At 70.2% G+C, this 14,666-nt stretch carries 12 protein-coding genes; 4 read left to right on the top strand and 8 right to left on the bottom strand.

The genetic code is table 11. The features are described 5' to 3' along the window. The first annotated feature begins 68 nt into the window (after positions 1 to 68). A complete protein-coding gene (gene metG, locus ABZ833_RS26420; protein WP_361051036.1) occupies positions 69 to 1,703 on the top strand; it encodes a methionine--tRNA ligase in 1,635 nt (544 codons plus the stop codon). A gap of 188 nt (positions 1,704 to 1,891) precedes the next feature. Beyond that, positions 1,892 to 2,077 carry a hypothetical protein gene (locus ABZ833_RS26425; RefSeq protein ID WP_361051039.1) on the top strand — a complete coding sequence of 62 codons (186 nt, stop codon included), beginning with the start codon at positions 1,892 to 1,894 and terminating at the stop codon, positions 2,075 to 2,077. Positions 2,078 to 2,150: 73 nt separating this feature from the next. Here ABZ833_RS26425 and ABZ833_RS26430 read toward each other — a convergent pair whose 3' ends face one another. Continuing rightward, positions 2,151 to 2,765, bottom strand: a complete 615-nt coding sequence (locus ABZ833_RS26430) for a TetR/AcrR family transcriptional regulator (protein ID WP_361051042.1) — start codon at positions 2,763 to 2,765, stop codon at positions 2,151 to 2,153. Between the two features lie 172 nt (positions 2,766 to 2,937). Between ABZ833_RS26430 and ABZ833_RS26435 the strand changes: the two genes are divergently transcribed. Next, positions 2,938 to 3,819 (top strand): NAD(P)-binding domain-containing protein, encoded by an 882-nt coding sequence (locus ABZ833_RS26435; protein WP_361051045.1) that lies wholly within the window; start codon positions 2,938 to 2,940, stop codon positions 3,817 to 3,819. A gap of 29 nt (positions 3,820 to 3,848) precedes the next feature. Here the strand turns inward: ABZ833_RS26435 and ABZ833_RS26440 are convergent, their stop codons facing one another. From ABZ833_RS26440 to aspS, 4 genes are all read right to left on the bottom strand, one after another. After that, positions 3,849 to 4,772 carry an intradiol ring-cleavage dioxygenase gene (locus ABZ833_RS26440; protein ID WP_361051048.1) on the bottom strand — a complete coding sequence of 308 codons (924 nt, stop codon included), beginning with the start codon at positions 4,770 to 4,772 and terminating at the stop codon, positions 3,849 to 3,851. 108 nt (positions 4,773 to 4,880) lie between these two features. Next, the gene (locus ABZ833_RS26445; protein WP_361051051.1) at positions 4,881 to 6,335 is read right to left on the bottom strand and encodes a M23 family metallopeptidase; all 1,455 of its coding nucleotides are present in this window, start codon (positions 6,333 to 6,335) and stop codon (positions 4,881 to 4,883) included. A 111-nt stretch (positions 6,336 to 6,446) separates the two neighbouring features. Further along, positions 6,447 to 7,448: an ArsR family transcriptional regulator gene (locus ABZ833_RS26450; RefSeq protein ID WP_361051054.1), complete on the bottom strand. Its 1,002-nt coding sequence runs from the start codon at positions 7,446 to 7,448 to the stop codon at positions 6,447 to 6,449. Positions 7,449 to 7,684: 236 nt separating this feature from the next. Next, positions 7,685 to 9,454, bottom strand: a complete 1,770-nt coding sequence (aspS, locus tag ABZ833_RS26455; protein ID WP_361051057.1) for an aspartate--tRNA ligase — start codon at positions 9,452 to 9,454, stop codon at positions 7,685 to 7,687. A gap of 164 nt (positions 9,455 to 9,618) precedes the next feature. Between aspS and ABZ833_RS26460 the strand changes: the two genes are divergently transcribed. Beyond that, complete coding sequence (locus ABZ833_RS26460; RefSeq protein ID WP_361051060.1) at positions 9,619 to 11,784, top strand: SpoIIE family protein phosphatase; 2,166 nt, start codon at positions 9,619 to 9,621, stop codon at positions 11,782 to 11,784. Between the two features lie 56 nt (positions 11,785 to 11,840). Here ABZ833_RS26460 and ABZ833_RS26465 read toward each other — a convergent pair whose 3' ends face one another. The 3 genes from ABZ833_RS26465 to ABZ833_RS26475 all read right to left on the bottom strand — a co-directional run bounded on the left by ABZ833_RS26465 (position 11,841) and on the right by ABZ833_RS26475 (position 14,601). Then, on the bottom strand, positions 11,841 to 12,896 hold the full coding sequence (locus ABZ833_RS26465; RefSeq protein WP_361051064.1) for an AI-2E family transporter: 1,056 nt from the start codon (positions 12,894 to 12,896) through the stop codon (positions 11,841 to 11,843). A gap of 52 nt (positions 12,897 to 12,948) precedes the next feature. Further along, on the bottom strand, positions 12,949 to 13,905 hold the full coding sequence (locus ABZ833_RS26470; RefSeq protein ID WP_361051067.1) for a pirin family protein: 957 nt from the start codon (positions 13,903 to 13,905) through the stop codon (positions 12,949 to 12,951). A gap of 207 nt (positions 13,906 to 14,112) precedes the next feature. Next, positions 14,113 to 14,601: an SseB family protein gene (locus ABZ833_RS26475; RefSeq protein ID WP_135331823.1), complete on the bottom strand. Its 489-nt coding sequence runs from the start codon at positions 14,599 to 14,601 to the stop codon at positions 14,113 to 14,115. Between the last annotated feature and the right edge of the window lie 65 nt (positions 14,602 to 14,666).

Genomic DNA, 14,666 nt, shown 5'->3' on the forward strand with positions numbered 1-14,666 from the left:
GGCCCTTCGGGGTCCACCCCCTGGAATCGAGGTGAACCGCTCCCTCCGGGGCCGTTAGGATTTCGACCATGGCGGCCACTGGATCCGAGAAGCAGGGGACGAGCGAAGGCGCAAAGGCGTTTTACGTGTCGACCCCCATTTACTACGTCAACGACGCTCCTCACCTGGGCCACGCCTACACGACCGTTGCAGGGGACGTGCTCACGCGCTGGCACCGTCAGCGCGGCGAGAAGGTGTGGTACCTCACCGGCACGGACGAGCACGGTCAGAAGATCATGCGCACTGCCGAGGCGAACAACGTCACGCCCCAGGCGTGGTGCGACAAGCTCGTGGACGAGGCCTGGCGGCCTCTCTGGGAGCACCTGAACATCGGACACGACGACTTCATCCGTACGACGGAGAAGCGCCACACGGACCGCGTCCAGGAGTTCGTCCAGGATCTCTACGAGAAGGACGAGATCTACAAGGGCGGCTACGAAGGCCCGTACTGCGTGGGCTGCGAGGAGTACAAGCTCCCCGGCGACCTGATCGACGGCGAGGCCGGCGGCGAGTTCGCGGGGCAGAAGCTCTGCCCCATCCACAAGAAGCCGGTGGAGCTCCTCAAGGAGGAGAACTACTTCTTCAAGCTGAGCGAGTACGGCCCGAGGCTCCTCGAGCACTACGCGGCGAACCCGGACTTCATCCAGCCCGAGTCGGCGCGCAACGAGGTCGTGAACTTCGTCAAGCAGGGCCTCCAGGACCTGTCGATCTCCCGCTCGACGTTCGACTGGGGCGTCAAGGTCCCGTGGGACGACAAGCACGTGATCTACGTCTGGGTCGACGCCCTCCTCAACTACGCGACGGCCGTCGGCTACGGCGCGGACGAGGAAAAGTTCAAGACAACCTTCCCCGCCGACGTGCACCTGGTCGGCAAGGACATCCTCCGCTTCCACGCGGTCATCTGGCCCGCGATGCTGATGGCGCAGGGTCTGCCGCTGCCGGGCCGCATCGCGGCGAACGGCTGGCTGATGGTCGGCGGCGAGAAGATGTCGAAGTCGAACCTGACGGGCATCAAGCCGCAGGACCTCACCTCGCACTTCGGCGTCGACGCGTACCGCTGGTACTTCCTGCGCGCCATCGCCTTCGGCCAGGACGGCTCGTTCTCGTGGGAGGACTTCACCGCCCGCTACACGAGCGAACTCGCGAACGACTACGGAAACCTCGCGTCGCGCGTGGCGGCCATGGTCGGCAAGTACTTCGGCGGCGCGCTTCCCGAGGCGACGGCGGTCGGTGCAGCGGAGCAGGCGGTCCAGGAGGGTCTGGCCAAGGCGGTCGCCGCGGCCGACCTGAAGATCGGCGAGGAGCTGGACTTCCAGGCCGGGATCCTCGCGGTGTTCGCCTTCGTCAAGCAGGTCAACGGCTACATCACGGAGCAGGAGCCGTGGAAGGTGGCCAAGGACGAGTCCCCGGAGGGCCAGGCCCGCCTGGCGACGATCCTCTACACGGCGGCGGAATCGCTGCGCGCGGTGGCCGTCCTGCTGAACTCGATCATGCCGGAGACCTCGCAGAAGCTGTGGGACTCGCTCGGCGCCGAGCCCTCGCTGGGCGCGCTCGCCGAGCAGAAGGTCCAGGACGCGGGCACGTGGGGTCAGCTGCCGGTGGGTGCGACGGTGACGAAGGGCGCGGTGCTGTTCCCGCGCCTTGAGGAGACAAAGCAGTCGTAACCAGTCGGAATGTCCGTCCGATCGGTCGGACCGTCCGTCTCGAACTGTGCTGAAGGGGCTCGCGATTGAACTCGCGGGCCCCTTCTTCTTGCCCAACTTGGCTGATTCATGCGGGTCAAATAGCGATACCGATCACATTCGACCAGAACTCACGCCGTCTTCACATCTTCGTACGTACGCTTCACTGTATGACCACGACTCCCGACACCCCCGACCGGCCGCGCCCAGCGGCCGAGGTGAACGAGGAGATACGTGCGCTCTGGCTGCGTACGGGCGGGTATCTCCGTCCCGAGCAACACCTGGAGTACGAGAAGCTCGTGGCCGAGTGGGCCGAGGCGACAGCCGCGGCGGCCACGCACACGCCGGCCGTTTGAGCCGACCGCAACGCGATTCAACAACCGCGGCGCTCTCATGCACCGCGACGCTTTCGTTCGCCGCGTGAACTGCTCAGGCCTCGTAGGACCCCACCAGGCGCGCCAGCTGACGCCCCGCGGCCCGTAGCGGCTCCTCGCTGCGGTTGACCTGGGCGGTCACCTCGGCGCCCTCCAGGGCGCTGATCACGGTCGTCGCCACGTCCCGCGCGTCCCTCGCACCGAAGCCGGAGCCGAGCAGCTTCTCCTCGACCAGGCGCTCCCAACTCCCCAGCGCGGCCGCGCACACCCGCTGGATCTCCGATTCCGTGCCCAGCGTCTCCAGGGCGGCGGCGGTGACGGGGCAGCCGTCGATCCAGCCCGACTCCCGCAGCCCCACGGCCAGTTCCGCGGCGCACGCCTCGATCGCGGCGCCGGGGTCATCGGCGGTGGCAAGGCCCTCGCGCAGCACCTCGGCGAACTCCTCGCCGCTGTACGTGATCGCGGCCACCGCGACGGCCTCCTTCCCGCCCGGGAAGAAGTGGTAGACGGAGCCGAGCGTGGCCTCCGCGTCCTTCGCGATCTGCTTGATGCCGGTGCCTACGTACCCCTGGCGCTGGAGCAGCCGTGCGGCGGCGATGACGATGCGGTCGCGGGTGCCGACGGGGGCGGCGGCGGTGGCGGGGGCGCTGGTGGTGGGGGTCTGGGCCATGGCGCCACCCTACCTCCGCGACTAATTAGAGCGCTCGTTCCAGAGCTGTGCTACGTTTCCTCCACGCTCTAGATAGAGCGCTCGTTCTAGTCCGTTCCGGTCCAGTCCGGTCCACTCCGTTCCCCGGTCCGTTCCGGTCCGTTCCAGTCCGTTTCAGCCCAGGAGGATTCGCATGACCGCCACCCCTGTCACCCTCATCGGCCTCGGCCCCATGGGCCGCGCGATGGCCACGGCCCTGCTCGACAAGGGCCACCGGGTCACCCTCTGGAACCGCACCGCGTCCCGCGCGGACGACCTGGTGGAGCGCGGCGCGATCCTCGCCGCCACTCCCGAGGAGGCCGTCGCCGCCAACGAGTTGGTGATCCTGAGCCTCACGGACTACGACGCGGTGTACGCGGTCCTCGAACCGGCGGCAGCGGCCCTTTCGGGCCGAGTGATCGTCAACCTCAGCTCGGACACCCCGGAAAAGGCCCGCGCGGCGGCGAAATGGGCCGCCGGGCACGGTGCCTCCCACCTCACGGGCGGCGTGCTCGCCCCGCCCCACGGCATCGGGAAGCCGGAGTTCTCCACCTTCTACAGCGGCCCGCGCGCGGCGTACGACAAGCACCGGGCGACTCTTGAGGTGCTGACGGGCGAGACGGACTACCGGGGCGAGGACGCGGGCCTCGCGGCGCTGATGTACCAGCTCAACATGGTCATCTTCTGGACGAGCGTCTCCAGCTACTGGTACGCCGTCGCCCTGGCGAAGGCCAACGGCCTGTCGGCGACGGACATCCTCCCGTACGCCTCACAGAACATGGCCGGGATGCCGGAGTTCCTGTCCTTCTACGCGGCACGCATCGACGCGGGCAACCACGCAGGAGACGTGGACCGTCTGGCCATGGGCCTGGCCAGCATGGAGCACGTGGTGGACACCCACACCGACTCGGGCGTGGACGCCGCGCTGCCGTCGGCGGTGGCCGACCTGTTCCGGCGCGGGATGGAGGCGGGCCACGCGGCGGACAGCTTCTCCAGCATCGTGGAGCTGCTGGAGAAGGGGGCGCCCGCGAGCTGACGGCGGCTGTCAGTCCAGCCTCAGGGCCGCTACGACGTACCGTCGTGCGTCTCGTCCGGGTCCACGCCCATCGTGATCGACCCGACGACGCCCTTCTCGATGTGCCCCTTGCGGTACTTCAGCTTGAGGAGGCCGTCCTGGGTGCCGCCCCCGCCGTAGATCGTGTCCTCGTCCAGCGTCGTGCGTTCCGTCGTGCTCGTGGAGTACGGGGCCACCTCGGCGGAGGCGAGCACCGATGTCTCGTCGAAGAAGAACTGGCCCGTGTGGCAGGCGTGGCCGCCCTCGTAGCCGGAGTCCGTCAGCGTGCCGTCCACATGGACCTTGGTGTGGATGTGCACGGCCCGGCCCTGGTACCAGCCGGGGAAGACCGTCCGGAACTCCACGTAGCCGTGCTTGTCGGTGAGCTGCGTGCCCCGGAGGTAGCGCTCGTCGTCGGTCGGCTCCTGGTGGCCGCCTCCGCCCCCTCCGCCCGGACCGCCGGAGGGCGGGGTGCCGGTGGGGGCTCCGGTCGGCGGGGTGCCTCCGCCGCCGCCGCTCATGGACTCGTACCCGGAGTAGATCCCCAGCGCGTCGCAGTGCCAGATGTCCACCGCCGCCCGCTTCAGGGGCCTGCACGTGTCGGAGTCGATCACCTTGAGACGCAGGGTGAAGGGGATGCCCTCCCTGTCCTCGGTGATGTCCTTCCGGATCTTGTCCGCGTCGATGTAGTACGGACCCTCGGTCGTCTCGCCGGTCAGGCGGTAGCACGTCTGTGCGGTCGAGGCGTCGGTGGCCGAGGCGTCGGTGGCCGGGGCGTCCGTCCCCTCGGCGGACGCGCTCGCCGCCACCGCTCCTCCGACCCCGACCGCCGCCACCGCGGCCCCGCTCGTGAGCAGGACTTTACGGCGCGTCACGTCCCTTTTGTGTGCGGGTCCTTGGGGTTTCTCCGGCTGCGTCTCACTGTTCTCCGTCATGGCCACGGACGCTAGGGATCCCACCTGTCAGGAGCATGTGCGCAGACTGTGGTCACGCACAGCAAAGGGCCCGGAACCGATGTCGGCTCCGGGCCGCGCTTTCGTTCGTTACGCGCAGTCGTGCGCGCTGGTGGTGCTCGAACCGATCACCACGTCCGCGCCCGCGAGCGTCGTCAGGTGGACCGCGTTGACCGTCAGGCCCTGGTCCGCGCCCTCGACCGGCAGCTGCTCATTGACCACGAGCTTGCCCACCAGGCCGAGGTCGACCTCGTACCCCGGGGTGTCCGGGATGCTGACCGGGGTTCCTGCGACGGTCAGTTCGAGGCTGACGCTGCCCTTCGCCGCATCGCAGCTGCTCGTCGACTTCGAGGTGAGCCCGGAGATCCCGATCACCGGAAGTCCGGGGAGCCCGATGGACGCGTCGGCCACGGTGGCGGTCGCCGTGGCGCCGCTCGGCCCGGCCTTGGTGACGACCTCGGCGCAGAGCGCGTCCGCGTTCACGACGATCGCGCTGACGCCCTGCGCACACGCGGGTGACGTGGTCTCCGCCTCCGCCGTCCGCACGGTCCCGGTGTCCGGGGTCGGGTCGATGCCCACGGGGAGCAGCGGGAGCGGGACCTTCGCCGCGAGGCCGTAGGAACGGCCCTCCACGTGCTGGAGCTTGAGGTCCGCGGTGTCATCGGACTTCGTGTACGCGTCGTCGCCCGCGAAGGCCGCGGTCAGCGGGACGGTGCCGTCGTCGGTCAAGGCCTGGTCCGCCACTTCGACGGTGCAGGTCGCCTCGCCCTTCTCGTCCGTCTCGCCCTCGCAGGTCTGGGCGGTGTCGCCGTCACCGAGCTCGAAGGCGACCTCGCGGCCCTCGACCGGCTCGTCGGACTCCTTGGCCTTCAGGACCGCGGAGAGCTGTGCGTCCGAGCCGTTGGAGACGCTGGTGGCCCCGGTGTAGGCGAGGGTGGTGGCCTCCGGCTCGGGGTCCGGGCCCGGTCCCGGGTCGCCGTCGCAGTTCTTGCTCGCGACGTTGCGCCACGTCTTGCCGACGCCGCCGTAGTCGACTCCGTCGAACCAGGCGTCGACCCGCTCGCTGCCTTCCTCGCCCCAGGTGGCCCGGCCGTCGCCGTCGGCGTCGACGGCCATCTCGAAGTGCAGGTGGGGATGGCCGTTCGACGTCTCCCCCGACTTCCCTACGCGGCCGATCTCCTGCCCCTGCTTGACGGTGTCGCCCGCCTCGACGGAGCGCGACTGCAGGTGGATGGAGGTGGTGAAGTAGCCGTCGCCGTGGTCGATCTGGACCATGTTCCCGGCGTTCTCGTGCTCGTAGGACTGGTTGACCACGCCGTCCGCCGGTGCGGTGAGCAGCGCCCCCTCGGTGCCCACCTGGTCGGGCTCGCGCACCATGTCCAGTGCCGGAGCGTGGTCCGTGCCGTAGGAGTTGATCTGCCACTCCTGCCCGCAGGTGAACGGCAGCTGGAAGTCGATGGGCGGCTCCGCGGCCGTGGCCGCCGGCACGCTCAACGCGCAAGCAGCCAACGCTCCGCCCAGCACCACAGCCATACGTCTCTTCACGGATTTCCCTCCCCGTAGCGATGCGCCACTTGGTGTGGCCATGACTATTGGAGAGGCGGTGCACCCGCCCTGACCAGGAGATTGCAGCCTGCCGCAAACGGACCCTTTGCCTCAGGCCGAGCGCGCCAACTCCGGCCTGCGCCTGGCAAGTTCCCTGCCGAGCCGCGTGGCGGAATGCAGTACTTCGCCGCCCTGCCGCGCGCTGATGACGAGCCCCGCGTCCCGCAGCGCAGCCGCCTGCCTGCTCGCGCTCGCCACCGACACCCCGATGCGCAGGGCCAGTTCACTGGTCGAGCAGGGCGAGCCGGGATCGAGCAGTGCGCGGATCGCCAGCGCGCGCGTCCGGCCGAGCACCGGAGTGAGGCCGTCCGCCCCGTCGGCCCCGTGCGGCGCCGGGCCCTCGCCGCTGACCGGATAGACCAGGACCGGCGGCAGTTCGGGGTCGATCAGCGTCACCGGCGTCGCGCAGAAGAAGGACGGGACCAGCGTGATGCCGCGCCCGCCGAGGCGCAGGTCCCGGTCGACCGGATAGTCGACGGTGAGCACCGGCCACGCCCACCGCACCGACGGCGACAGGACACCGAGCAGCTTCCCGACCCCGCCGTCCAGGACCCGCCGCCCGCACACCGCACGCTCCGCGACCACCGTCTCGTCCAGCTCGGGCAGGCAGGGGCGCAGCAGTTCGCGGTGGTACACGGCGAGCGCCCGCACCAGCTCCCGGCGCCGCTGACGGTCGCCCTCGGCCAACTGACGTATCCATAAGGGGCGTTCACGCGCACGGAACACCGTCGCCAGGTCGTCGGCGAACATCCGGCGCCCGGCACCGGAGATCAGCTCCAGCGCGTCGGCGAAGTCCAACTGGCCGGGCGGCGTGAGGAAGTCGGGGAAGTCGCCCCGCGGCGGCACGAGCGTCGTCAGCGGATGAAGCACCGCCCGCAGGTCGCGCGTACGCAGCCTTTCCCGCACGTGCCCGAGCCAGGGTCGGCAGCGGGCCGTGGAGCGCGGCGCCTGGAGCCGGTGGAGGCTGATCGTCAGCTCCCACATGATGTCCGGGCGCGCGGCGACCGTCGTGCGCGCCAAGTCCTGTGCCGTGAAGTGGATACGCAGCGCCATGCCGTCCCCCGACCATGGATACGCGAGTGGGAGTCGTGACCGTAAGCCGCGCCGATAAACGGCCGATGGACGCGAACCGGACACGGAGCCCGGATATCGGACACGGGCCGCACAAGGGGAGAACATGCGAAGGGTCCCCGGAGGGCGCGGGCAGGACCTGCGCCGGATATGCGCCGGACATGCGAAGGGCCCCCGGACCGACACGGTCCAGGGGTCCGGCAAACCGCCGCGTACGCCTACTTGTCGGACGCCACCGGCTTGCGCAACGAGATGTTCAGCTCGCGCAGCCGCGACTCCTCCAGCTCGGAGGGCGCGCCCATCATCAGGTCCTGCGCGTTGCCGTTCAGCGGGAACGAGATCGTCTCGCGGATGTTCGGCTCGTCCGCGAGGAGCATGACGATGCGGTCGACGCCGGGGGCGATGCCGCCGTGCGGCGGGGCGCCGAGGCGGAAGGCGCGGAGCATGCCCGCGAACTCCTGCTCGACCGTCTCGCGTGCGTAGCCCGCGATCTCGAAGGCCTTGAGCATGACGTCGGGCTCGTGGTTACGGATGGCGCCGGAGGACAGCTCGATGCCGTTGCAGACGATGTCGTACTGCCAGGCGAGGATGTCCAGCGGGTCCTTCTCCTCCAGGTCCTTCATGCCGCCCTGCGGCATCGAGAAGGGGTTGTGGGAGAAGTCGATCTTGCCGGTGTCCTCGTCCTTCTCGTACATCGGGAAGTCGACGATCCAGCAGAAGCGGAACACGCCCTCTTCGAAGTGGCCCGCACGCTTGGCCGCCTCCACGCGGACGGCCGACATGATCTTGGAGACCTCTTCGAACTCGCCCGCGCCGAAGAAGACCGCGTGGCCCGCCTCCAGGCCGAGGCGCTTCGTCAGCTCCTGGACGTTCGCCTCCGTCAGGAACTTCGCGATCGGGCCCGTCAGCGAACCGTCCTCGGCCACGCGCACCCAGGCAAGGCCCTTCGCGCCCTGCTCGACCGCGTAGTCACCGAGGCCGTCGAAGAACTTGCGGGACTGCGAGGCCGTGTCCGGCACCGGCAGGGCGCGGACGTGCCTGCCCGCGAACGCCTTGAACTCGGAGTCGGCGAAGATGTCCGTGATGTCGGCCAGTTCGAGCTTCGCGCGCAGGTCCGGCTTGTCGTTGCCGTACTTCAGCATCGACTCGCGGAACGGGATGCGCGGGAAGGGCGAGGTCACCTCGCGGCCGTTGCCGAACTCCGTGAAGATCTCCGTCATCAGCTTCTCGATGGGCTGGAAGACGTCTTCCTGCTCCACGAAGCTCATCTCGACGTCGAGCTGGTAGAACTCGCCCGGCGAGCGGTCCGCGCGCGCGTCCTCGTCGCGGAAGCACGGCGCGATCTGGAAGTAGCGGTCGAAGCCCGAGATCATGAGCAGCTGCTTGAACTGCTGCGGGGCCTGCGGCAGGGCGTAGAACTTGCCCGGGTTCAGGCGGGAGGGCACGACGAAGTCGCGGGCGCCCTCGGGGGACGTCGCGGCCAGGATCGGCGTCGCCATCTCGTTGAAGCCGAGGGCCACCATCTTCGAGCGGATCGAGGCGATGACGGACGAGCGCAGCATGATGTTGCGGTGCATGCGCTCGCGGCGCAGGTCCAGGAAGCGGTACTCAAGGCGCCGCTCTTCGTTCACGCCGTCGTCCGCGTTGACCGTGAAGGGCAGCGGGGCAGCGGTGCCCAGCACCTCGACCTCGGCGGCCTCGATCTCGATCTCGCCGGTGGGCAGCTCCGGGTTCACGTTCTCCGCGCCGCGCGAGACTGCCTTGCCGTCGACCCGGACGACCGTCTCCTTGGAGAGCTTGTCCAGGACCTCGGCGGCCTTGGTGCCGGGGCGGGCCACCAGCTGCGTGATTCCGTAGTGGTCGCGCAGATCGATGAAGAGGATGCCACCCAGGTCTCGGCGATTGTGCAGCCAGCCGCTCAGCCGGACGTCGGAGCCGACGTCAGAGGCGCGGAGCTCGCCGCAGGTGTGGGACCTGTACCGATGCATCTTCGTTCATCCAGTCTTCGCGAATAGGGGAGAGAGCAGACAGTCCCCAAGGCTACCGTCCGGGCGGAGATCGCTTTCCGGATTACCGCGCGGATCACCCCCGGGGCGCCTCCGGCCACCCCCGGCGGTGGCGACTTGTCCATCGATCTTCCTAAAGTGGGTCAATGCGCACCGACGATCCCCTGCAACAGGCGGGGGACGAACCCCTGCCTCCCGTGCGGGACGTCCTCGCCGCCATCGCGACCGGCCTGTGGCGCTGGGACAACGCGGCCGGCACCGTCACGCTCGACGCCGAGGCGGCCCGGCTCCTCGGGCTTCCCGCTCGGGCCCAGACGCTCACCGAGGCAGGCGTGCGCTCCCGCTTCCACCCCGTCGACTGGAACGAGATCGACGGCATCGTCCAGCTCGCCGTCGCCGAGGGCACCCTGGCCGAGGCCCGCCTGCGGATCATGGACGAGCAGGGGCGCCGCGTCCTGCGCATCGTGCGCAGCCGCTCGAAGCCGATCGTCGACGAGGCCACGCACTCGTACGAACTCATCGGCACCCTCCAGGAGGTCACCGAGCCCCCGCCGGGCGCCGCCGCCCGCAGCCCGGTCACCGGCGACTGGCGGCGCTCCCGCGAGGCGTTCCTGCTGGACGCCGGGCGCGCGCTCGCCGAGGCACGGTCGACGGAGGAGGTGCTCCGGGTCGCGAGCGGGCTCTCCATGCCGGGGTTCTCGCCGGACGGACTCGGTGTCTTCGGGGTCGAGGGCGACCGGCTCAAGGTCATCGGGCATCACGGGCACCAGCCGGGGGACGACCTGCCCTTCTCGGCGATGCCCCTGGACACGGACTATCCGGCCGCCGAGGTGGTCCGCACGGGCCGCGCGGTCTATCTCTCCTCGCCCGAGGAGTACCACCGCCGCTACCCCGCCACCTGGCCGCTGGCCCGGCCCTTCGAGCGGCAGTCGTGGGCGTTCCTGCCGCTGACCGTCGCGGGCCGCACGATGGGCGCCTGGCTGGCCGCCTTCGCCTACCCCGTCTCGTTCACGCCGGACGAGCGCTCCGTCCTGACGACGGTGGCCAGGATGCTGGCCCAGGCCCTGTCGCGGGCCGGGGTCGCCGAGTCGGAGCGGGAGCTGACGGAGGGTCTTCAGCGCTCGATGCTGCCGCTGCTCGGGCCGCGCATCCCGGGGATGAGCGTGGCCGCGCGGTATGTGCCGACCGGCGGCGGGCTCCAGGTGGGCGGCGACTGGTACGACATGATCCCGCTGCCCAACGGCCGCATCGCCTTCGTCATCGGTGACGTCCAGGGGCATGACGTGCGCGCGGCCGGGCTCATGGGGCAGCTGCGGATCGCCCTGCGCGCGTACGCGTCCGAGGGCCACCGCCCGGACGCCGTGCTCTCCCGGGCCACCCGCTTCCTCTCCGGGATCACGGACGGCATCGCCATCGGCTCGGACGGCGACGCGGGCGGCGACCCCTCCGACCCGCGCTTCGCGACCTGCCTCTACGTGGAGGCGGACCCGGTCACCGGCGTCCTGGAGATCGCCCGCGCGGGCCACCCCGAGCCCGCGATACGGATGAGCGACGGAACGGTCCTGCTGCGCCCCACGGCGGGCGGCCTGCCGCTCGGCATCGACCCGGACGCGGACTACCCCACGACCCGCCTCGTCCTGGAGTCCGGCGAGACGATGCTGGTCTGCACCGACGGCCTCATCGAGACCGGCGGCCACGACCTGGACAGCGGCTGGAAGCGGATCCGCACGATCCTGGAGGAGCACGGGGGCGACGGGGACGACGACGGTCTTGAGGAACTCGCCGACACCCTCGTACAGGCCGTGCACGGGCCCTCCTCGCACCACACCACGGGGTCCCTCGTGGACCGCCGCGAGGACGACATAGCGGTCCTGCTCCTGCGCAGGGCCGCCCACCCCGCCCACCGCACGCCCGCACGGCGCACCGTCCTGACGGTCGCGCAGGCCGAGCCGGAGCGGATCGCGGGGGCGCGGCGCCATGTGCGGGAGCTGCTGCACGACTGGGCGGACGCCGACCAGGTCGACTCGGCGGTCCTGATGGTCTCCGAGATGATCACGAACGTACTGGTGCACACGGACGGCGACGCGCTGCTCGTCGCCGAGGTCATCGGGGAGCCGGGCTCGCGCCGGCTGCGGGCCGAGGTCTCGGACGGCAGCGACGACCTGCCGCACAAGCGCCACCCCGGTGAACTGGCCTCGTCCGGGCGGGGGTTGGTCCTGATGGAGCTGCTCGCCGACGAGTGGGGGGTGGACCCCAGAGGCGAGGGCAAGAGCATCTGGTTCGAGCTGTACGAGGGCGCCGCGGGCGAGTGACCCCGGCGCCCCCAAGCCGTGGGCACCGTCTGTCACCGGCTCCGCCGAGTTCGTCCTCAGACGCCGGACGGGCTGGATTTCCCGGCCCCGGATCTCTCCCGCAACTCCGAGATCACCCCGAACGCGGCCGCCGTGACCGGCACCGCAAGGAGCATCCCCAGGATCCCGGCCACGGAGGCCCCCGCGGTGATCGCCAGCATGACGACCGCCGGGTGCATCTGCACGGTCCGCGACTGGATCACCGGCTGGAGCACGTGCCCCTCCAGGACCTGCACGGCGAGGACCACGCCGAGCGCCCACAGCGCGATGATCACCCCGCGGTCGGCGAGCGCGACCAGGACGGCGACGGCACCGGAGATGAACGCGCCCAGATACGGGATGTAGGCGCCGATGAAGACGAGCGCGCCGAGCCCCCACGCCCCCGGCACCCGCAGGATCAGCAGCCCGACGGTGATGCAGATGGCGTCGATGAGCGCGATGAACGTGGTGCCGCGCATGAAGCCCTCGACGGCCTGGAAGGCGCGCCTGCCCATCGCCTCGACGATGTCGGCGGTGCCGCGCGGGGCGAGCGAGCGCATGGATCCCATGGCCCGGTCGGAGTCGCGCAGGAAGAAGAAGACGAGCAGCAGCGCGAGGACGGCCATGGCGATCATCTCGCCGACGACGCTGAGCCCGCTGATCACTCCGGACGCGGCGGATCCGCCGAACTTGCCGAGCAGGTCCTTGGCGTTGGAGGCCATGTCGTCCAGGGACGTCCCCGCGGCGCCGAAGTGCTCGGAGAGGTCGGCGGCGGCCTGCTTCAGGGAGGCGATGATCTGGTCGCCGGTGTCGATCAGGGCCTTGACCACGATGTACATCGCGCCGCCGACGACCGCGACGACGGCCGCGCAGGTGAGCCCCGCGGCGAGTGACCGCTGCACCTTCATCTTCAGGAGCCACCGGTAGACGGGCCCCAGGAGCGCCGTGCCGAGCAGGGCAAGGAGCACCGGTGTGACGGCCGTCTTGAAGATGACGACGAGCCAGATCGCCACGGCGGCCACGCCGGTGACGAGCAGGAGGACGGCGCACCAGGCGGCGGTACGCCGTGCGGGCTCGGGCAGAAGGGTGCTCACCCTCCTACCCGAGCATGGGCCGCGTGGGCCCGCACCTTATGTACGGCTACGGCTACATGCCGTGCACGGCATGGACCGTGCCGAGCAGACCCTTCTGGAAGTCCTCGAAGGCCTGCTGCAGCTCGGCCTGACTGTTCATCACGAACGGGCCGTAGTGCGCCATCGGCTCACGGATCGGCTGCCCGCCGAGCAGCACGACCTCCAGGTCGGGGGTGTTCCCGTCCTGCTTCTCGTCCGCGCGGACGGTCAGCGAGGAGCCCGCGCCGAAGACGGCCGTCTGGCCCATGTGCACCGGGCGGCGCTCGGCGCCTACCGTGCCGCGCCCGGCGAGCACGTACGCGAGGCCGTTGAAGTCCTCGCGCCAGGGGAGCGTGACCTCGGCACCGGGGCGCACGGTCGCGTGGATCATCGTGATCGGCGTGTGCGTGATGCCGGGCCCGTCGTGCCCGTCGAGCTCACCGGCGATGACGCGCAGGAGCGCGCCGCCGTCGGGGGTGGTCAGGAGCTGCACCTGGCCGCCGCGGATGTCCTGGTAGCGGGGGTCCATCATCTTGTCCCGCGCGGGCAGGTTCACCCACAGCTGGAGGCCGTGGAAGAGGCCGCCGGACTGGACGAGGGACTCCGGCGGGGCCTCGATGTGCAGGAGGCCCGAACCGGCGGTCATCCACTGGGTGTCGCCGTTCTGGATGGTGCCGCCGCCACCGTTCGAGTCCTGGTGCACGAACGTTCCGTCGATCAGGTACGTGACCGTCTCGAAGCCGCGGTGCGGGTGCCAGGGCGTGCCCTTGGGCTCCCCGGCTCCGTACTCCACCTCGCCCATCTGGTCCATCATGATGAACGGGTCGAGGTACTTGTAGTTGATCCCCGCGAACGCCCGGCGCACCGGGAAGCCCTCGCCCTCGAAACCGCTCGGCGCGGTCGTCACGGCGAGCACGGGGCGGGCCACGGCGTCGGCGGACGCGGCCACACGGGGCAGGGTCAGCGGGTTCTCCACGGTCACAGCGGGCATGTCGGTGCCTCCTTCTCGTACGCTCAGTTTAGTTGAACGTAGAACTTCTTGCCACCGGGAACGGCGAGAGCCCGGAGGAAATTCCTCCGGGCTCAGGAAGGCGCCCCAAAGGGGCGCGGGGAACTGCGCGACCAGCCACGACGGCCCCGCACGCGAAGACGACCAGGGGGCGAGGCCGGAGGCCGAGCAGCGGAGACCGCTCAGGGCTCAGCCGTACATCCGGCGCATCGCGAAGTCGACCATCTGCTCGACGGCCTTGGCGTCGAAGACCATGCGGTGCTCGCCCTCCATGTCGAGCACGAAGCCGTACCCGGTAGGGAGGAGGTCGATGACCTCGGCACCCGTGATCACGAAGTACTTGGACTCCTTGCCCGCGTACCGGCGCAGCTCCTTGAGCGAGGTGAACATCGGGATCACGGGCTGCTGGGTGTTGTGCAGGGCGAGGAAGCCGGGGTTGTCGCCGCGCGGGCAGTAGACCTTCGAGGTGGCGAAGGCCTGCTGGAAGTCCTCCGCGGACATCGAGCCCGTGGTGAAGGCGCGCACCGCGTCCGCCAGGGACGGGGGCGACGGCTCGGGGTAGAGCGGGGGCTGCTGGGCGTAACCGCCCGCGCCGCCCGGCATCTGCTGCGGCGGCGGCTGCGCCCCGGGAGGGGCGTACTGCTGCTGGGCGCCTGGGCTCTGGTCGTAGCCGTACATGTCCGCAAGAGTACTGAGCCCGCGAGAGGACTGAGTCACAGATGACCTATTAGGGGTTGCTTCTT

This window comes from Streptomyces sp. NPDC047525 (assembly GCF_040643025.1).
Taxonomy (GTDB): domain Bacteria; phylum Actinomycetota; class Actinomycetes; order Streptomycetales; family Streptomycetaceae; genus Streptomyces; species Streptomyces durmitorensis.

Coding starts and splice junctions, on each gene's coding strand:
- ABZ833_RS26475 (WP_135331823.1), bottom strand. CDS start 14,601: ATGTACGGCTACGACCAGAGCCCAGGCGCCCAGCAGCAGTACGCCCCT.
- ABZ833_RS26450 (WP_361051054.1), bottom strand. CDS start 7,448: ATGGCGCTGCGTATCCACTTCACGGCACAGGACTTGGCGCGCACGACG.
- metG (WP_361051036.1), top strand. CDS start 69: ATGGCGGCCACTGGATCCGAGAAGCAGGGGACGAGCGAAGGCGCAAAG.
- aspS (WP_361051057.1), bottom strand. CDS start 9,454: ATGCATCGGTACAGGTCCCACACCTGCGGCGAGCTCCGCGCCTCTGAC.
- ABZ833_RS26440 (WP_361051048.1), bottom strand. CDS start 4,772: ATGACGGAGAACAGTGAGACGCAGCCGGAGAAACCCCAAGGACCCGCA.
- ABZ833_RS26425 (WP_361051039.1), top strand. CDS start 1,892: ATGACCACGACTCCCGACACCCCCGACCGGCCGCGCCCAGCGGCCGAG.
- ABZ833_RS26435 (WP_361051045.1), top strand. CDS start 2,938: ATGACCGCCACCCCTGTCACCCTCATCGGCCTCGGCCCCATGGGCCGC.
- ABZ833_RS26470 (WP_361051067.1), bottom strand. CDS start 13,905: ATGCCCGCTGTGACCGTGGAGAACCCGCTGACCCTGCCCCGTGTGGCC.
- ABZ833_RS26460 (WP_361051060.1), top strand. CDS start 9,619: ATGCGCACCGACGATCCCCTGCAACAGGCGGGGGACGAACCCCTGCCT.
- ABZ833_RS26430 (WP_361051042.1), bottom strand. CDS start 2,765: ATGGCCCAGACCCCCACCACCAGCGCCCCCGCCACCGCCGCCGCCCCC.